Source organism: Pseudomonas sp. NDM (assembly GCF_003105095.1).
Lineage (GTDB): Bacteria > Pseudomonadota > Gammaproteobacteria > Pseudomonadales > Pseudomonadaceae > Aquipseudomonas > Aquipseudomonas moraviensis_A.
Map to the genome: position 1 here is coordinate 1 of NZ_QETJ01000103.1, position 17,567 is coordinate 17,567.

Annotated in this window: 17 protein-coding genes and 1 pseudogene; 7 read left to right on the top strand and 11 right to left on the bottom strand. The window is 59.7% G+C overall.

Features of this window, described 5'->3' with window-relative positions:
* Positions 1-100 precede the first annotated feature (100 nt).
* Positions 101-964 (bottom strand): DMT family transporter, encoded by an 864-nt coding sequence (locus tag DCO47_RS18725; RefSeq protein ID WP_116658656.1) that lies wholly within the window; start codon positions 962-964, stop codon positions 101-103.
* 447 nt (positions 965-1,411) lie between these two features.
* Here DCO47_RS18725 and DCO47_RS27345 point away from each other — a divergent pair.
* Positions 1,412-1,948 (top strand): annotated as a pseudogene (locus DCO47_RS27345) (hypothetical protein).
* 43 nt (positions 1,949-1,991) lie between these two features.
* Complete coding sequence (locus tag DCO47_RS27075) at positions 1,992-2,168, top strand: hypothetical protein (RefSeq protein ID WP_161806070.1); 177 nt, start codon at positions 1,992-1,994, stop codon at positions 2,166-2,168.
* A gap of 47 nt (positions 2,169-2,215) precedes the next feature.
* Here the strand turns inward: DCO47_RS27075 and DCO47_RS18735 are convergent, their stop codons facing one another.
* Entirely contained in the window at positions 2,216-3,154 is a 939-nt protein-coding gene (locus DCO47_RS18735) for an aspartyl/asparaginyl beta-hydroxylase domain-containing protein (protein WP_039760974.1), read from the bottom strand.
* Between the two features lie 184 nt (positions 3,155-3,338).
* A complete protein-coding gene (gene cysK, locus DCO47_RS18740) occupies positions 3,339-4,313 on the bottom strand; it encodes a cysteine synthase A (protein WP_064362519.1) in 975 nt (324 codons plus the stop codon).
* A gap of 141 nt (positions 4,314-4,454) precedes the next feature.
* Here cysK and DCO47_RS18745 point away from each other — a divergent pair, with 141 nt between their 5' ends.
* Entirely contained in the window at positions 4,455-5,531 is a 1,077-nt protein-coding gene (locus DCO47_RS18745; RefSeq protein WP_042607443.1) for a DUF748 domain-containing protein, read from the top strand.
* Here DCO47_RS18745 and DCO47_RS18750 read toward each other — a convergent pair.
* Positions 5,528-6,025, bottom strand: a complete 498-nt coding sequence (locus DCO47_RS18750) for a helix-turn-helix domain-containing protein (protein WP_116658657.1) — start codon at positions 6,023-6,025, stop codon at positions 5,528-5,530. The two genes, DCO47_RS18745 and DCO47_RS18750, sit on opposite strands and share 4 nt — an antisense overlap.
* A gap of 226 nt (positions 6,026-6,251) precedes the next feature.
* Here DCO47_RS18750 and DCO47_RS18755 point away from each other — a divergent pair, with 226 nt between their 5' ends.
* The gene (locus tag DCO47_RS18755) at positions 6,252-7,097 is read left to right on the top strand and encodes a MoxR family ATPase (RefSeq protein ID WP_007911294.1); all 846 of its coding nucleotides are present in this window, start codon (positions 6,252-6,254) and stop codon (positions 7,095-7,097) included.
* 12 nt (positions 7,098-7,109) lie between these two features.
* Positions 7,110-8,288 carry a VWA domain-containing protein gene (locus DCO47_RS18760; protein WP_007956512.1) on the top strand — a complete coding sequence of 393 codons (1,179 nt, stop codon included), beginning with the start codon at positions 7,110-7,112 and terminating at the stop codon, positions 8,286-8,288.
* 88 nt (positions 8,289-8,376) lie between these two features.
* Here the strand turns inward: DCO47_RS18760 and DCO47_RS18765 are convergent, their stop codons facing one another.
* The 4 genes from DCO47_RS18765 to DCO47_RS18780 form a co-directional block, all read right to left on the bottom strand.
* Complete coding sequence (locus DCO47_RS18765; protein WP_116658658.1) at positions 8,377-9,300, bottom strand: biotin-dependent carboxyltransferase family protein; 924 nt, start codon at positions 9,298-9,300, stop codon at positions 8,377-8,379.
* A complete protein-coding gene (gene pxpB / locus DCO47_RS18770) occupies positions 9,297-10,001 on the bottom strand; it encodes a 5-oxoprolinase subunit PxpB (protein WP_116658659.1) in 705 nt (234 codons plus the stop codon). Before pxpB ends, DCO47_RS18765 begins: the two co-directional genes overlap by 4 nt.
* Positions 9,998-10,750: a 5-oxoprolinase subunit PxpA gene (locus DCO47_RS18775; protein ID WP_116658660.1), complete on the bottom strand. Its 753-nt coding sequence runs from the start codon at positions 10,748-10,750 to the stop codon at positions 9,998-10,000. Before DCO47_RS18775 ends, pxpB begins: the two co-directional genes overlap by 4 nt.
* Before the next feature lie 62 nt (positions 10,751-10,812).
* Complete coding sequence (locus DCO47_RS18780) at positions 10,813-12,099, bottom strand: MFS transporter (protein WP_116658661.1); 1,287 nt, start codon at positions 12,097-12,099, stop codon at positions 10,813-10,815.
* Between the two features lie 159 nt (positions 12,100-12,258).
* Between DCO47_RS18780 and DCO47_RS18785 the strand changes: the two genes are divergently transcribed.
* Positions 12,259-13,173, top strand: coding sequence for a LysR family transcriptional regulator (locus tag DCO47_RS18785; protein ID WP_116658662.1), 915 nt, complete (start codon positions 12,259-12,261; stop codon positions 13,171-13,173).
* A 145-nt stretch (positions 13,174-13,318) separates the two neighbouring features.
* Here the strand turns inward: DCO47_RS18785 and DCO47_RS18790 are convergent, their stop codons facing one another.
* From DCO47_RS18790 to DCO47_RS18800, 3 genes are read right to left on the bottom strand one after another with little or no spacing between them, the layout of a single operon-like run.
* On the bottom strand, positions 13,319-13,861 hold the full coding sequence (locus DCO47_RS18790) for a DUF2937 family protein (RefSeq protein WP_116658663.1): 543 nt from the start codon (positions 13,859-13,861) through the stop codon (positions 13,319-13,321).
* Between the two features lie 12 nt (positions 13,862-13,873).
* Positions 13,874-14,650: a class II glutamine amidotransferase gene (locus tag DCO47_RS18795; RefSeq protein ID WP_042607435.1), complete on the bottom strand. Its 777-nt coding sequence runs from the start codon at positions 14,648-14,650 to the stop codon at positions 13,874-13,876.
* 15 nt (positions 14,651-14,665) lie between these two features.
* The gene (locus DCO47_RS18800) at positions 14,666-15,163 is read right to left on the bottom strand and encodes an MFS transporter (protein WP_116658664.1); all 498 of its coding nucleotides are present in this window, start codon (positions 15,161-15,163) and stop codon (positions 14,666-14,668) included.
* A gap of 225 nt (positions 15,164-15,388) precedes the next feature.
* Here DCO47_RS18800 and DCO47_RS18805 point away from each other — a divergent pair, with 225 nt between their 5' ends.
* Positions 15,389-17,443: a S9 family peptidase gene (locus DCO47_RS18805; protein WP_116658665.1), complete on the top strand. Its 2,055-nt coding sequence runs from the start codon at positions 15,389-15,391 to the stop codon at positions 17,441-17,443.
* Positions 17,444-17,567 lie beyond the last annotated feature (124 nt).

Genomic DNA, 17,567 nt, shown 5'->3' on the forward strand with positions numbered 1-17,567 from the left:
CGCTATCGCGAGCAGGCTCACTCCTACAGTTGGAATACGTTCCCCTGTAGGAGTGAGCCTGCTCGCGATGGCGCCCGAACAGCCACCGCTTATCTTTCTTTTATCCGGTTTTACGGAACACAAAAGCCAATCCAATAATGATCAGCAGCATCCCCAGCACACTCAACGCGGCCAACCGATTACCGAAAATCAGATAATCCATCACCGCCGTCACCGCCGGCACCAGATAGAACAGGCTAGTGACGTTCACCAGATTGCCCCGCGCGATCAGCCGATACAGCAACAACGTCGCCAGCACCGAGACCACCAGGCCCATCCACAACACCGGCACGATGAAACCTGTGCTGTGCTCGAAGTGGAACGGCTGGAACGGCACGAAGATCGCACACAGCAACAGCCCCGCCAGATACTGCACTGGCAGCGTGCCGAGAGGATTGTCGGTGATGCGTTTTTGCATGATCGAGCCCAGCGTCATGCTCGCCAGCGCGAGCAAGCCGAACAACATGCCAGCCCAGGACATTCCGGCCAGACCGATGCCCTGATAAACCACCATGATCAACCCGGCCAGCCCCAGCGCCAAGCCGAACAGACGGCTCGCCGACCGCTGACGCTCCATGAGCACCACCGTGAGGATCGGCTGTACCCCCATCAGAGTCGCCATTACCCCCGGCGTGACTTTGCAGTCCAGCGCCAACAGATAAAAAATCTGATACGCCCCGAGCAACACCAACCCCGTGGTGATCGCAAACAGCATCGGTTTGCCGCCCTTGGGCAACTTCAACTTGAGCAGCGGCGCCAGCAGCAGCAACCCGCACAGGGCGATGGCGAAGCGAATCAACAGAAAGGCAAAGGGCGAAGCGTGGGCCAGGCCCCATTTGGAGAAAATCGCCCCGCTGCTCCACAGCAGAACGAACAGGCTCGTGGACGCCGCCGCGAGCGCGGATTGTTTCGAAAGGACAAACATGAATACCACCTGTAGTCAGGCAAGAAGCCAACTCAGCCGAAGCTGAAATCCAGTAGTTTTTTCTGGCGGGCGCAGGGGTCAGCAGAAACTGCCGATCAGCCCCGAACACCAACGCCCGGCGGCGATACAACTGCGCACACCGGCGTGCTACTGACAGGTGGAGGGTAATGACTGATCTGCACAGGCTGCTGATTCCCGCACGGCACGACGCCAGCGTTGACCGCTGAATCGACTACCGCATTGATGAGGGATGCAGGCATGGAGGCAGATCTTTATTGAGGAAATGAAAGCGTGAGCACGGCGCTCAAGCGGGCTGACTATAACCAGCCCGGGACACAGATTGCAATGACTTGGGCAAAGGGCCGGCAGCGACAGTTTGGGGCGGGATGATTAGGGTGATTGGCGGTGGCAATGGATTGTCAGGAGACATGGAATGCAAGAGATCATATGCCAAGGGAACGGACGTATTTGCGGTATCAGGTTTATCGGTCAGAGGCCAGGAAGCGGGCCGCACTTACATTTGCGAAGCTACACAGCGAACTTGAGGCGCGCGCAATTGTTGACGTTGATTATTCCAGGGTTCGCTTCGAGGCGATTGATGCGTCCGCCATGAAAGCTTATGAGCAATGGCTCGATCCGCATTTCTGCTGGGAGGAAATTGTCCGATGGAAAGCCAAAGAACCAATGAGCTTCGATTTGGCAATCTGGTTTGATCGTGAACTGTGCGGACTTTGTTTCGCCAATCCGAACCAAAGCCGGCTGAGAGTCAGGATTGTGCGTCTTGAGGGGTAGCCAGACGAACACCCACTCAAGAGCCGCATAGCGACCTTCGCCCTGACTGCGGTCACTCACTTCGCCCGTATCATCGGCAGCCAGCAGATCGAAATTCAGGAGCCTCTTTCGGGAGCTATACCTCTATACCGTCAACTGGGTTTCGAATTCGACTCTGAGGGCCGTCTTGTGAAGCGCATTGACCAAGTCTAGTATCTGAGCACCTGCTCATTTACTCATCAACGTCGGAGATCCCATGAAAGCTGTCGTTGAAAAGAAAGCATCAAACTCCAAATCCAGAAAGATGGAGAAAAAGCAGCCATCTGTTGAGTTATCTGAAACCGAGATGCATCGCATCAGGAATGCACTGGCCAATCCAGCCGTTGAAGAGCCAAGCGGCGTATTAGCCGGGTCGTCCTTTTCCTTCCGCTAACAAAAAACCGCTCGCAAAGAGCGGTTTTTTCATTGCCTGAGCCAGCCTCAACCAAACAGCCAATACCCCAACAACGTCAGCACCAGCACCGCCAGCACCGGGCGCATGACGCGGTAGGCCTTGGGATGCCGGCGTTTCCACTGTTTGACCACGCCGCTGAAACGGTCGCTGAAGTTCTTGCTCCAGGCATAAGCCTGGTTGATGCCGCCGACGCGTTCATCGTCAAGGTTCTGCGGGGCAGTGGCGCGGCCGAGCCAGCCGCTGATGAAGCGATTGATGCGGGTCATCAGGCGATTGCTCAGTGGGCGTTCGATGTCGCAGAACAGAATGACGCGAGTCTGATCGGTTTCATTCTTGACCCAGTGCACGTAGGTCTCGTCGAACATCACGTCATCGCCGTCGCGCCAGGCGTAAACCTGACCGTCGACGAAGATCCGGCAATCGTCAGAGTTGGGTGTCGACAGACCGAGGTGATAACGCAGGGAGCCGGCAAACGGGTCCCGATGGGGATTGAGGTGACTGCCGCCCGGCAGCAGCGCGAACATCGCGCCCTTGACGTTGGGAATTGCACTCACCAGTGCCACGGTTTTCGGGCACAGGGCTTCGGCCGATGGCAGCGGTTTGTCGTACCACTTCAGATAGAAGCGCTTCCAGCCTTTCTTGAAGAACGAGCCAAAACCGGCGTCGTTGTTCTTTTCGGCGGCGCGAATATAGCCCTCGTCAAACAGATGCATGGCTTCGTCGCGGATGGTTTCCCAGTTATCGCGCAGCACATCCAGTTCCGGAAACTTGCTGCGATCCAGATACGGTCTGGACGGCACTGCGGAGAACAGGTACATCAGAGCGTTGTACGGGGCGAACAGCGCCGAGTGGTTGACGAACTGGCGCAATACCGGCAAACGCGCCTTGCCGCGCAAATGCACATAGAGCGTGCTGCCCAGAAACAGCAACAGCACAAACGCCTTGGCGGCAAACGAAACGGTCATCAACGACTCCTTGAATAAAGACAACGCTGCGCAATGCCCTTTTCCCGGCATGGCAGCCGGCCATGATAAACACTACCGGCTCCGGGAAAAACCCGCCTGATACAAGATTCAGTGTTATGCATCGCGCAACAAAGCCTTTATTAACATGCAGCGCCTGAACCTCGGCTGACCTGAATCAACAGGATTACTGCTGGTTCTCCTGCTCGGTGAACAGGTCACTGAACAACATGCTCGACAGATAACGCTCACCCGAATCCGGCAGCACCACGACGATGGTTTTGCCCTGCATCTCCGGGGTTTCCGCCAGACGCACTGCCACCGCCATGGCGGCACCGCAGGAAATACCGCACAGAATCCCCTCTTCCTGCATCAGGCGCAAAGCCATGGCCTTGGATTCTTCGTCAGTCACCTGCTCGACACGATCGACCATCGACAGATCCAGGTTCTTCGGCACAAAACCGGCGCCAATGCCCTGAATCTTGTGCGGGCTAGGCTTGATCTCGTCACCGGCCAGCGCCTGGGTGATGACCGGCGAAGATGCAGGCTCCACAGCCACCGACAGAATCGGTTTGCCGGCGGTGTTCTTGATATACCGCGAGACGCCGGTGATGGTTCCGCCGGTGCCGACGCCAGCCACCAGCACGTCGACGGCCCCATCGGTGTCATTCCAGATTTCCGGACCGGTGGTCTTTTCGTGAATCGCCGGGTTGGCCGGGTTATCGAATTGCGCCGGCATGAAATATTTGTCGGCATCACTGGCGACGATTTCCGCGGCTTTCTCGATGGCGCCCTTCATGCCCTTGGCCGGCTCGGTCAACACCAGTTCCGCCCCCAGGGCCTTCAGGACCTTGCGGCGCTCGATGCTCATCGACGCCGGCATGGTCAGCATCAGTTTGTAGCCACGCGCAGCAGCGACGAAGGCCAGGCCGATGCCGGTGTTACCGGAGGTGGGCTCGACAATGGTCATGCCCGGTTTGAGTTTGCCGCTGCTTTCGGCGTCCCAGATCATGTTGGCGCCGATCCGGCACTTGACCGAGTAACCGGGGTTGCGCCCTTCGATCTTGGCCAGGATCGTGACCCCGCGCGGCGCGATGCGGTTGATCTGGACCAGCGGCGTATTGCCGATGGAGTGGGCGTTGTCAGCGTAGATACGGCTCATGGCTGGGTCCTTATGCAGCGTTGAATTCAGCCTTTCAAGGTAAGCCTGTTACCGATCACAGTCCAGTCGGGGCGAACGTCTGCGAACGCACGCAGTCAATCGCTTTGAATCGTCAAGGCACACTCTTGAAGGAACAATGGCATGAAACGTCGTTACAGCTGGCCGCTCTGGACCCTGGCGGGTGTCGTGGTGCTGCTGGTCGCTCTGCACTTCGCCCTGCCCTATCTGGTACGCGACTACCTCAATGACAAGCTCGCGGACATGGGTGATTACCGTGGCCAGATCACCGATGTCGACCTCGCACTGTGGCGAGGTGCGTACAAAATCAACGGTCTGAAAATCGTCAAGGTCGACGGCAAGGTGCCGGTGCCGTTCGTCGATGCGCCGTTGATCGACCTCTCGGTGAGCTGGCATTCGCTGTGGTACGACCATGCCGTGGTTGCGCAGGTGCAATTCCTCAATCCCGAAATCAACTTTGTCGACGGCGGCCCCAACAAGCAGAACTCGCAGACCGGTCAGGGCACCGACTGGCGTGAACAATTGGGCAAGCTGCTGCCGATCACCCTCGATGAAGTGCAGATTAACGACGGCCGTATCACTTTTCGCAACTTCAATTCCAAGCCGCCGGTGAACATGAATGCCAGCAACGTCAACGCCAGCATCTACAACCTGACCAACGTGGTCGACAAGGAAGGCAAGCGCGACGCCCGCTTCGAAGGCAAGGCGCTGCTGCTGGGCCACGCGCCACTGGAAACCACCGCCACCTTCGATCCGTTGAGCAACTTCGAAGACTTCGAATTCCGCCTGCGTGCCCGCGACATCGAGCTCAAACGCATGAACGACTTCGCCTCGGCCTATGGCAAGTTCGACTTCAACGCCGGCCACGGCGATGTGGTCATCGAAGCCAAGGCAGAGAAAGCCCGACTCACCGGCTACATCAAACCCCTGCTACGCGACGTTGACGTTTTCAACTGGCAGCAAGACGTCGAGAACAAGAACAAAGGCCTGTTCCGCTCGGTCTGGGAAGCGCTGGTTGGCGGCACCGAGACCGTTCTGAAAAACCAGAACAAAAACCAGTTCGCCACCCGGGTTCAACTCAGTGGCAATGTGCACCAGCAGAACGTCAACGCGTTCGAGGCGTTTTTGCAGATTTTGCGCAACGGGTTTATCCAGGCCTTCAATGCGCGGTATGAAAGGCCGAAGCCGGATGAGGGTTAAGTTTTGCGGTTGACGACATATCTGCCAGTGTCTTCGGCCGCGATCGGTGAGCGCTGTTGCAGCGAATCCCAGCCCAGACAGGCCAACGCCAAAGAACGTGGCACTGCCTCACGCCCATTGCTGTAACGGCTGATGCTCCGAGCGCTCACACCCAGCGCCTCGGCCGCCTCACTGAGAGAAAGTCCCGTACGGGCGCGCCAGTCGATAAAAATGCGTGTGTTCTCATCCTGGGCATTTTGCGCCAGCGCATCCATGTACAAGGTGTCTGCGCCAATCTGTATGTCGGGCTCTAGCCATTCGACTATCCAGCCATCGTCGCCAACTACGGCGGTCGCAAAGACTTCGCGATCAAGCAGTGGCCGCAGACCTGGATAAGTATGAATATCCACCCCCAAATCAACTGTCAGTTCCTGACCATTGATAAATGTCAGCGCCAACCTGAAATCCGACAGGACCTGCGCAGATCGCAGACGCGGGCGTTTCATGGGTAACATCGATTTTCTGCCTTTTTATCAACCAAGTAAGAAAGGCTATCGCCAAATCGGCGATACCTGAATACTGGCCATCCGCCGAGACTGAGTCAACATGTGACGCCCCATTCAGAGACTGAATAAGCCGTCTGCGTTCACAGTCGACCGGCGTGCGCGTTATAGTCGGGGCATCCGATTATTCGCCCCCGCCCTGCCCGCAAGGTGGGCGTTACCGTTCGAGGATTTGCAGATGAAGTTCGAAGGCACCCAGGCCTACGTCGCCACCGATGACCTGAAGCTGGCGGTCAATGCCGCCATCACCCTGGAGCGGCCACTGCTGGTCAAAGGTGAGCCGGGCACCGGCAAGACCATGCTCGCCGAGCAACTGGCCGAGTCGTTCGGTGCCAAGCTGATCACCTGGCACATCAAGTCCACCACCAAGGCCCATCAGGGTCTTTACGAGTACGACGCGGTCAGCCGTTTGCGCGACTCGCAGTTGGGCAATGAAAAAGTCCACGACGTGCGCAATTACCTGAAGAAAGGCAAGCTCTGGGAAGCGTTCGAGTCCGAGGAGCGGGTGATTCTGCTGATCGACGAAATCGACAAGGCTGACATCGAGTTCCCCAATGACTTGCTGCAAGAACTCGACAAGATGGAGTTCTACGTTTACGAGATCGACGAGACCATCAAGGCCAAGAAGCGCCCGATCATCATCATTACCTCCAACAACGAGAAAGAGCTTCCGGACGCCTTCCTGCGCCGCTGCTTCTTCCACTACATCGCTTTCCCCGACCGCACTACCCTGCAGAAAATCGTCGACGTGCACTACCCGGACATCAAGAAGGATCTGGTCAGCGAAGCGCTCGACGTGTTCTTTGACGTGCGCAAGGTACCGGGCCTGAAGAAAAAACCTTCGACGTCGGAACTGGTCGACTGGCTGAAACTGCTGATGGCCGACAACATCGGCGAAGCGGTGCTGCGCGAGCGCGACCCGACCAAAGCCATCCCGCCGCTGGCCGGTGCGCTGGTGAAGAACGAACAGGACGTGCAACTGCTTGAGCGCCTGGCGTTCATGAGCCGTCGCGGCACCCGCTAAGAGGCTGCTGCCATGCTGCTCAACCTGTTCAATGAAATGCGTGCAGCCAAGGTGCCGGTGTCGGTGCGTGAGTTGCTCGACCTGATCAACGCGCTGAAACAGCGCGTGACCTTCGCCGACATGGACGAGTTCTATTATCTGTCGCGGGCGATTCTGGTGAAGGACGAACGTCATTTCGACAAGTTCGACCGTGCATTCGGCGCTTACTTCAATGGCCTCGAAAAACTCGACGACCACTTGCAGGCGCTGATTCCCGAAGACTGGCTGCGCAAGGAGTTCGAGCGCTCTCTGACTGATGAAGAACGCGCGCAGATCCAGTCCCTGGGCGGGCTGGACAAGCTCATCGAGGAGTTCAAGAAGCGTCTGGAAGAACAGAAGGAACGTCACGCCGGCGGCAACAAATGGATCGGCACCGGCGGCACCAGCCCGTTCGGCTCCGGCGGTTTCAACCCGGAGGGCATCCGGGTTGGCGATGCCGGCAAGCGTCAGGGCAAAGCGGTCAAGGTCTGGGATCAGCGCGAGTACAAGAACCTCGACGATTCAGTGGAACTGGGCACCCGCAATATCAAGGTCGCCTTGCGTCGTCTGCGCAAGTTCGCTCGACAGGGCGCGGCGGAAGAGCTGGACATCGATGGCACCATCGACCACACCGCCAAGGATGCCGGCCTGCTGAATATCCAGATGCGCCCGGAACGGCGCAACACGGTGAAGCTGCTGCTGTTGTTTGATATCGGCGGCTCAATGGATGCGCACGTGAAGATCTGCGAGGAATTGTTTTCGGCCTGCAAGACCGAGTTCAAGCATCTGGAGTACTTCTACTTCCACAACTTCATTTATGAATCAGTGTGGAAGAACAACATGCGCCGCACTTCCGAGCGCACCTCGACCCAGGATCTGCTGCACAAGTACGGTGCCGACTACAAAGTGATCTTCATCGGCGACGCCGCCATGGCGCCTTATGAAATCACCCAGGCTGGCGGCAGTGTCGAGCACTGGAACGAAGAGCCGGGCTACGTGTGGATGCAGCGCTTCATGGAGAAATACAAGAAACTCATCTGGATCAACCCGTATCCGAAGGACACGTGGGGCTATACCTCGTCGACCAACATTGTCCGCGACCTGATCGAGGATCAGATGTATCCGCTGACGTTGCGCGGGCTTGAGGAAGGGATGCGGTTTCTTTCCAAATAATCGTTAACCCGACGAACGCCTTCGCGAGCAGGCTCGCTCCCGCATTGGAATGCCTTTACCTGTGGGAGCGAGCCTGCTCGCGAAGCTTTTAGCGATCTATAAAGCGCTGCAAATACTCGACATGCTCGCGGTGCGCGACGTCCTGCACCACCGGCCGCAATCTCACCTTCGCTCCCGGCAAGCACTGCGCCAGCCGCGCCAGTGCCAGCGGCGTCAACGCGCCCAGGCGCGGATACCCGCCGATGGTCTGGCGATCATTGAGCAACACAATCGGCTGTCCGTCCGGTGGCACTTGCACCGCGCCCAAGGGAATCCCTTCGGAAATCATCGCCGCGCCCTGATAGTGCAACGTCGCGCCCTGCAGGCGGATGCCCATGCGGTCGGCGCGGCTGTCGATTGTCCAGGTGCTGTTGAAGACATCAAACAGACTTTGCCCGCTGAACTGGCCGATCTGTGCACCAATCACCAGATCCAGCGGTTTAACCGAGCGCAGGTCCGGTTGCTGCGTCTGTGGTACGTCACGCACCGGCCGGGGTTCGCCGTGATAACTCAGGATCGCTCCTTTTGTCAGCGGCACGCCCAGACCATCAAGCCCTCCGAGCTCTTCGCGCACGACCGTCGCGCAACTGGCCAACACGGACGGCGCGGCAAAACCGCCGGGAGCCGCCAGATAAGCCCGGGCGCCAAGCAAGGGTTGGGTGAACTGCAACCTCTGACCTTTGTGCAACGTGAAACCGCGCCACGGCGCCAGCGCCTGTCCATCGATCTGCGCGCCGAGATCCGCTCCGGCCAGCGCCAGCAGGCAATCCTCTTCAGCCACCACGGCAAACCCGCCGAGGGTGATTTCAACCACCGCAGCATCCAGCTCATTGCCAAGCAGCCAATTGGCCCAGCTCATGGAACACCAATCCGCCGCGCCGCCCTGGGTAACGCCCAGGTGTCGCACACCGAAGCGCCCGGCATCCTGCACTAGGCACAGCGGTGTGCTGGCTTCGATCGTCAGTCGACTCATGCCAGCGCCTCCAGTGCTGTGTCGTCGCCGCCCAGACGAATGAATTCGGCGTGATCGACCGCTGCGAAGCGTACCGTGTCACCGGGCTGCATCAGGCTGTAGCCGTCGCGATGGCGATCGAACAGTTTCGCCGGAGTGCGGCCGATCAAATTCCAGCCACCGGGTGAAACGACCGGATAAGCTGCGGTCTGCCGCTCGGCGATACCCACGCTGCCGGCGGCGACTTTTTTACGCGGTGTGCTCAAGCGCGGCGCGGCGAGAATCTCTTCGACCAGGCCCATGAAGGCAAAGCCCGGCGCAAAACCAAGGGCGAATACCTGATACTCCCGTGCGCTGTGCCGACGGATCACCTCCGCCACAGCGAGCCCGCTACGTTCAGCCAGCAGGCTCAATTCCGGGCCGACACTGAGGTCGTACCAGACCGGCAAGACGTGACACTGCCCAGCGCTTCGCGCATTCGGCGACAGGTCGACCAGCGCTTCGGCGATCAATTCGCGCGCCTGAGCCGGACTCAGCAGCGTCAGATCGTAATGCACCATCAACGTCGTATAGGACGGCACCAGATCGATCAGTTGGGCGCCAAACGCCGTGCGCAAACGCTCGGTGGCGGCGAGCATCCACGGCATGTTGGCTTCGGCGATTTCATCGAACAGACGCAGCATCAGGCAATCCAGCGCCACCACTTCAATCCGTGGATTCATGACGCACTCGACTGCTGTAAGGCTTGGCGAATGCGCTGCACGGCGACCACGGAGCTGGCGTTGTCGCCGTGTACACACAAGGTGTTGGCGCGCAGGATCAAGGCGCTGCCGTCGCTAGCGGTGAGCTCGCCGCCATGGGCGATGGTCAGCGCTTGCTCGATGATTTTCTCGGGATCGTGATGCACCGCGCCCGGCAACTGCCGTGAGACCAGCCGGCCGCCGCTGTCGTAAGCGCGATCGGCGAAAGCTTCGAACCACAGCGTCACGCCATATTCATCGCCGATCTGCTGCGCCGCAGCGTTGTCGCGGGTCGCCATGAGCATCAGCGGAAGATTGCGGTCATACGCCGCCACGGCCTGCACTACCGCACGCAGTTGCGCCGGGTTGGCCATCATGTCGTTGTACATCGCGCCGTGGGGTTTGACGTAGCTGACCCGCCCGCCCTGCGCCTTGCAGATGCCATCGAGCGCACCGATCTGGTAATGCAGGATGTCTTGCAGCTCCTGCGCGGAATAGGCCATGGAGCGCCGGCCGAATCCGACCAGATCCTGATAGGCCGGATGCGCGCCAATCTGTACGCTGTGTTCGAGGGCCAGCGCCACGGTCTTGCGCATGATGCTCGGGTCGCCGGCATGGAAACCGCAGGCAACGTTGGCGCAATCGATGAAGGGCATGACCTCGGCGTCCAGACCCATGGTCCAGCTGCCGAAGCTCTCGCCAATGTCGCAATTCAATAGCAGGCGGCTCACGGTGAACACTCCTGTAGCTGCTCGTCTTTTTATCTGTAGGACACTGCCCAGCAGGTTATCAGTTACTGCGCGTCTAGTTGTTTGCCGCGGGTTTCCGGCAGGCTCAACGCCGCAATAATCACCACGCCGTAGGACACCGCCGCGAAGGCACCGATGCCCATGCTCAATGGCACTTTCTGGCTGAGCAGGCCGATCAGCAGCGGGAACAACGCCGCCAGCGCGCGGCCGATGTTGTAGCAGAAACCCTGACCCGAGCCGCGAATCCGCGTGGGGAACAATTCAGTGAGAAACGCACCCATGCCGCTGAAAATCCCCGAGGCAAAGAAGCCCAGCGGAAACCCCAGCCACAGCATCACGCCGTTGCTGACCGGCATCTGCGTGTACAGCAGAACGATGGTGAACGAGCCGACCGCGAACAAAATGAAATTCTTTTTCCGCCCCAGCAGATCGGTCAGATAAGCGCTGATCACGTAACCGACGTAGGAACCGACGATCACCATCGCCAGATAACCACCGGTGCCAAGCACGCTCAAACCGCGTTCGTTCTTGAGGAAGGTCGGCAGCCAGGAGGTGATTGCGTAATAACCGCCCAGCGCACCGGTGGTCAGCAACGACGCTCGAAACGTGGTGAAGAGCATGCCCGGTGCGAAGATCTCGTAGAACTTCGCCGGGTTTTCTGGCGTTTGCGCGGCTTTGGCTTCGCGATAGATTTCCGGATCTTTCACCAGGCGTCGGACAAAAATCACGAATATCGCCGGCACGATGCCGAGGATGAACAGCGCACGCCAGGCATCTTCCGGTGGCAACACCGAGAACAGCAGCGCATACAGAATCGCCGTCAGACCCCAGCCCAGCGCCCAACCGGATTGCACCATGCCGACCGCTTTGCCGCGATCCTGGGCGCGGATCACCTCGCCGATCAACACCGCGCCGGCGGTCCACTCACCACCGAAACCGAAGCCCATCAGGGTGCGGGCGATCAACAGTTGTTCATAGTTTTGCGCGAAACCGCAAAGAAAAGTGAAGAAGGCGAACCACAGCACCGTCAGTTGCAGGGTGCGCACGCGACCGATGCGGTCGGAGAGAATCCCGGCGACCCAGCCGCCGATCGCCGACGCGATCAGGGTGCTGGTGTGAATCAGCCCCGCTTCGCCAGTGGTGATGCCCCACATCGCAATCAGCGTCGGCACGACGAAGCTGAGCATCTGCGTGTCCATGCCATCCAGACCGTAACCGATCTTGCAGCTCCAGAACGTGCGGCGCTCCTGCTGGTTGATGTTGCGGTACCAGTCGAACGGCCCGGGCCGCGCCGCAGGCTTGGATAAAGGGAGGGTGTCAGGAGCACTCATGGCAAATCTCCGCAGGGCTTTTATTGGTCTTGTTCGAAGCTCCGACGACGCCTATCGTGGGAACCGGATGCGCCGATTTTTCGTCGCCCTGCCCCGCGCCGTCCAACGAATAAAAACCCGCCTTAGGCATAAGAAAAATTTGTCAGCCGAGCCTTGCCCATGAACCTGAAGTTTCTCGAGACCTTTGTCTGGGTCGCGCGCCTGAAGAGTTTTCGCCTGACCGCCGACAAGCTGTTCACCACTCAGGCGTCGATTTCCAGCCGCATCGCAGTGCTCGAAGGCGAACTGGGAGTGAAGCTGTTTCTACGCGACTCACGCGGCGTCAGCTTGACCCCGGAAGGTCTGAAGGTGCTCGATTATGCCGAACAGATGCTCGACACCATGGCAGCGCTGAGACAGTCGATCGAGACTCGTTCGAGCAAGGTCGGCCGGGTGCGTATCGGCGTGATGGATACGGTGATCCATACCTGGCTGAGCCCACTGGTGGCGCAGATGACAGATCTGTACCCGCGAGTGGAAATCGAGCTGGTCGCGGATACGGCGCTGAATCTCTGCGATCAGCTGCAAAAAGGCTTTCTCGATCTGGTTCTGCAAACCGATCTGGTCCGTCACGAAAGCGTGCGTAGCCTGGAGTTGGCCAGCCATCCGTTGGGCTGGATCGTCGCGAGCAATTCGATCTACAACCGCGACTACGCCGACCTCGCCGAACTGGCGCAGGAGCGGATCATCACCTACTCGAAAAACTCACGACCGCATCAGGATATCGTCGCGCTGATGCAGGCCAACGGCGTCATGGCGCCACGCTTGAATGGCGTGAACTCGGTGTCAGCGATCACCCGGTTGTTGCGTGACGGCTTCGGTATCGGCGCGCTGCCACCGGTGCTGGTGGCCGAGGAACTGGCACGCGGCGAACTGACCCTGCTCGACATCGCGCAGCGGCCGGCGAATCTGCCGGTGGTGGTGTCGTGGCGGGTCGGGGTTGAGTGGGTCGAGGAGATAGTGACGTTGTGTCAGCAGGTCTTGGCGGGGTATGCGCAAAAGGTGGGCAAGGACTGCATCACCCTCACTGACTGAGCACACTTGTGGCGAGGGAGCTTGCTCCCGCTCGGCTGCGCAGCAGTCGTAAAATCGTTACCTGCGCTCGTTCAGAATAAATGGACGGGAGCGCTTCGCACTCCAGCGGGAGCAAGCTCCCTCGCCACAGGGGAAATGAGCGATCTCAAAGGCCGCGCACGTCGCGATCTTCGATCGGCCGGCTCTGGCGCAGACGGCGGCCGCCGAGTACTACCCAGTCGATCAGGCGGAGCAGGCATTCGATGCCGAACGACAGCAGCAACGCCCCGCTCATGCCCCAGATCATTGCCTCTGGCGTCAGCAGGATCTGATAACTGTAGCCATTCCAGGTTTCCTTGCGAATGTCCGGGTCGGCGGCCAGCACCACTTGCAGGAAGCGCACGTACCACGGGCCTTGCATCGCCTGGAATTGTTTATCCAGCGCGACCTGGCGAGTGAGCAAGGTGTTCAGGCTGTCGGCATCGCTGCGAAAAATCGGGTCTTCGCTGGCCCGGTAATGCGCGACCAGCGCCTGCATGTCGCCTTTGAAAAACTGATCGGCGGTGCCCTGAAAACCACGCAGACCGGTCTGCGCTTCGATCAGATGCGCTTCGACCCGCTGGGCGTAATCGTTGATGAACCCCGGCACCTGGACACCGATCAACAGGCCCGCCGCAAACAACACCAGCCGTACATAACTGAGCAACATGGGTGCAAATCCTTATTCGGTCTTGCCCTGGCTGACGCATTCGCCGCGTCGCCACAGGCTCCATTGGCCCGGTTCATAGCGGGTCCAGGTTTCGTTTTCGGTCAAAGGCTCGGTGGCGATCACCGTGACCACGTCGTTGGGCGTGGTTTCGGCCTGGAAGTCGACAATCACGTCGACATCCTTGAGCCGTGCGGGGCCGAACGGTGCGCGCCGGGTGATCTGGGCCAGTTTGGTCGAGCAATAACAGAACAGCCAGTCGCCGTCGCTGAGCAGGCAATTGAACACGCCTTTGCTGCGGTATTCGGCGCAGGCGGCGACCAGATCCGGCAGCAGCACTTCGATATCCTCCGGTTCCGGAAAGGCTGCGCGCACACGGTTGAGCAAATCGCAGAACGCCGCTTCGCTGTCGGTATCGCCGACCGGGCGGTAGAAACTCTTGATCGGGGTGAAGTCGGCGAGCTGCCCGTTGTGCGCGAAACACCAGTTGCGCCCCCACAGTTCGCGGACGAACGGGTGGGTGTTGGACAGGCAGACCTTGCCGACGTTGGCCTGGCGAATATGGCCGATGACCACTTCGCTCTTGATCGGATAACGCTGCACCAGATTGGCGACTTCCGACTCGCTGCTCGCCGCCGGGTCCTGGAACAGCCGCAAGCCCCGGCCCTCATAGAAGGCAATGCCCCAGCCGTCGCGGTGCGGGCCGGTGCGGCCGCCGCGCTGCATCAGGCCGGTGAAGCTGAACACGATGTCGGTCGGCACGTTGGCACTCATGCCCAGTAATTCACACATGTGCGGACTCTCGGGTTACAGACGCGGCTCGACCCGCATGCGCTGCGGATTGTTCGGCACGGGCGGGCGACCGTAGCGGTCGTCACCGGCGCCGCCGAACGGCTGATCATCTTCGCGTTCTTCGGCACGGGCCGCAGCCTTGCCGGCCTCGGCGCGTTCGCGTCGGGCTGTCGAAGCACGCTCGATCGGCATACGGATCAAGACGAAAACCAGATAGACCCCGAAGGCGATCATGCCGTACATGAACAGATCGGAAACCGCGCGCCAGGCGTTGTTGCCGACCTTGAAGAGCGTGTCCAGTGCGGTGATGGCGATGGCCGGCGCAACCTTGGCTTTCACTGGATCGACGATGGTCGGGCTGAACAGCAACACCGCCATCAGCACACGCAGCGGCTCGCGCAGCCAGCGCCACATCCAGGTGGTCAGGCGCATCCATACCAGCAGGCAGCCTACGGCGGCAAAGGCGTAAAGGCCCCAGGCGATCAGATAGTCGTTCTCGGTCATGGTGTCCATGGCAAGGCAGGCAAAGAGGCGCTTATAGTAACGACTTTTCGCCCATGCGGCTTGTCCCAATAGACACATCCCCTGTAGGAGTGAGCCTGCTCGCGATAGCAATTGATCAGTCAAAGTTATTTTGAATGACACACCGCTATCGCGAGCAGGCTCACTCCTACAGGGATTGCGGCAGTTTCAAATGCTGCGAAAAACCCAATTTGTATATCTGTCCGAGAGCCTTCCATGCCCCAATCCGCCAATGTCATCCCAGCCCCGATTGCCCACCGGGCGCCCGGCGCCGACCCGTATGCCTGGCTGCAGGAGCGCGATACCGACGCGGTGCTCGACTACCTCAAGGCCGAAAACGCTTATCAGGAAGCGCAAACCGCTGATCAGGCCGAACTGCGCGAAAGCCTGTTCAACGAGATCAAGGGCCGGATTCTGGAAACCGACCTGTCCCTGCCCTCGCCCTGGGGCCCGTATCTGTATTACACGCGCACCACCGCCGGTGACGAATACGCCCGGCACTACCGCTGCCCGCGTCCGGCGGACGACAGCCTGACGCTCGACGAAAGCCGCGAACAGCTACTGCTCGATCCGAATGCGCTGGCCAATGGCGGCTTCTTCTCGCTCGGTGCTTTCAGCATCAGCCCCGATCACCAGCGCCTGGCTTACAGCGTCGATGCCTCGGGCGATGAGATCTACACGCTGTTCGTCAAGGAACTGTCCAACGACAAGGTCAGCGAACTCGAATTCGCAGACTGCGACGGCAGCATGACCTGGGCCAACGACAGTCTGACCCTGTTCTTCGGCGTGCTCGACGACACCCATCGCCCGCACAAACTGTTCCGCTATCGACTCGATGGCACCGCCGCCGAAGAGGTTTTTCACGAGCCGGACGGGCGTTTCTTCCTGCATTGCTACCGCGCCAGCTCCGAGCAGCAATTGCTGCTGTCGCTGGGCAGCAAGACCACCAGCGAAGTCTGGGCGCTGGACGCCAATCAGCCGCACCTGCCGTTCGCCTGTCTGGCGCCCCGGGTCGAAGATCACGAATACGACGTCGACCACGGCCTGCTCGATGGCGTCTGGACGTGGTTCATCCGCACCAACCGCGACGGCATCAACTTCGCCCTGTATCAGGCTGCGGATACCGGCGTACCGCCGAGCGAGGCCGACTGGCAGAATTTGATCCCGCACAGCGATGAAGTGATGCTCGACGGCGTCAGCCTCAACACCGAGGCGGTGACCTTGAGCCTGCGTGAAGGGGGTCTGCCGATCATCGAAGTTCATCCGCAGGGCCAAGCTTCATATCGCGTGCAACTGCCAGATGCGGCCTACAGCCTCCATGTGCAAAACAGCCTGGAGTTCGAGAGCGATCGCATTCGGCTGCGCTACGAAGCGTTGAATCGCCCGGCCCAGGTGCGCCAGTTGATTCTCGCCACGGGCGAGCAAACGGTGCTCAAGGAAACCCCGGTGCTCGGCCCGTTCGATGCCGACGCCTATGTCAGTCAGCGCCTGTGGGCCACCGCCCCGGACGGCACGCAGGTGCCGATCAGTCTGGTGATGAAGCGCGAGATGGTTGGCAAACCCGTGCCGCTGTATCTGTACGGTTACGGTGCCTACGGCTCCAGTCTCGATCCGTGGTTTTCCCACGCGCGCCTGAGCCTGCTCGATCGCGGCATGGCCTTCGCCATCGCCCACGTACGCGGCGGCGGCGAGCTGGGCGAAGCCTGGTATCGCGCCGGCAAGCAGGAACACAAACCCAACACCTTCAGCGACTTCATCGCCTGCGCTGAGTTTCTGGTGCTCAACGGCATCACCACGGCGGACAAACTGGCGATCAGCGGTGGCAGCGCCGGTGGCCTGTTGATCGGCGCGGTGCTTAACCAGCGTCCGGACCTGTTCGGCGTGGCGATTGCCGAAGTGCCGTTCGTCGACGTACTCAATACCATGCTCGACCCAGAACTGCCGCTGACCGTCACCGAATACGACGAATGGGGCAACCCGGAAGAACCGGACGTCTATGATCGGATCAAGGCTTATGCGCCGTACGAAAACGTCACCGCGCAGGCTTATCCACCACTGCTGGTAATCGCCGGCTACAACGACAGCCGTGTGCAATATTGGGAAGCAGCCAAGTGGGTAGCGAAATTGCGCGCGACCAAGACCGACGCCAACCTGCTGCTGCTCAAGACCGAACTGGGCGCCGGGCATGGCGGCATGAGCGGGCGCTATCAGGGATTACGTGACGTAGCACTCGAATATGCGTTTGTGTTCAAGGTTTTGCAGATGGCCTGAGGAACTCTGCGGGTGGCCTGGGTCTTAACACCAGACTCAACGCCTCCACCGATTCCCCTGTGTAGGAGCTGCCGAAGGCTGCGATCTTTTGATTTTTTAACAGCAAGATCAAAAGATCGCAGCC

Coding starts and splice junctions, on each gene's coding strand:
- DCO47_RS18725 (WP_116658656.1), bottom strand. CDS start 964: ATGTTTGTCCTTTCGAAACAATCCGCGCTCGCGGCGGCGTCCACGAGC.
- DCO47_RS27075 (WP_161806070.1), top strand. CDS start 1,992: ATGAAAGCTGTCGTTGAAAAGAAAGCATCAAACTCCAAATCCAGAAAG.
- DCO47_RS18735 (WP_039760974.1), bottom strand. CDS start 3,154: ATGACCGTTTCGTTTGCCGCCAAGGCGTTTGTGCTGTTGCTGTTTCTG.
- cysK (WP_064362519.1), bottom strand. CDS start 4,313: ATGAGCCGTATCTACGCTGACAACGCCCACTCCATCGGCAATACGCCG.
- DCO47_RS18745 (WP_042607443.1), top strand. CDS start 4,455: ATGAAACGTCGTTACAGCTGGCCGCTCTGGACCCTGGCGGGTGTCGTG.
- DCO47_RS18750 (WP_116658657.1), bottom strand. CDS start 6,025: ATGTTACCCATGAAACGCCCGCGTCTGCGATCTGCGCAGGTCCTGTCG.
- DCO47_RS18755 (WP_007911294.1), top strand. CDS start 6,252: ATGAAGTTCGAAGGCACCCAGGCCTACGTCGCCACCGATGACCTGAAG.
- DCO47_RS18760 (WP_007956512.1), top strand. CDS start 7,110: ATGCTGCTCAACCTGTTCAATGAAATGCGTGCAGCCAAGGTGCCGGTG.
- DCO47_RS18765 (WP_116658658.1), bottom strand. CDS start 9,300: ATGAGTCGACTGACGATCGAAGCCAGCACACCGCTGTGCCTAGTGCAG.
- pxpB (WP_116658659.1), bottom strand. CDS start 10,001: ATGAATCCACGGATTGAAGTGGTGGCGCTGGATTGCCTGATGCTGCGT.
- DCO47_RS18780 (WP_116658661.1), bottom strand. CDS start 12,099: ATGAGTGCTCCTGACACCCTCCCTTTATCCAAGCCTGCGGCGCGGCCC.
- DCO47_RS18785 (WP_116658662.1), top strand. CDS start 12,259: ATGAACCTGAAGTTTCTCGAGACCTTTGTCTGGGTCGCGCGCCTGAAG.
- DCO47_RS18790 (WP_116658663.1), bottom strand. CDS start 13,861: ATGTTGCTCAGTTATGTACGGCTGGTGTTGTTTGCGGCGGGCCTGTTG.
- DCO47_RS18795 (WP_042607435.1), bottom strand. CDS start 14,650: ATGTGTGAATTACTGGGCATGAGTGCCAACGTGCCGACCGACATCGTG.
- DCO47_RS18800 (WP_116658664.1), bottom strand. CDS start 15,163: ATGGACACCATGACCGAGAACGACTATCTGATCGCCTGGGGCCTTTAC.
- DCO47_RS18805 (WP_116658665.1), top strand. CDS start 15,389: ATGCCCCAATCCGCCAATGTCATCCCAGCCCCGATTGCCCACCGGGCG.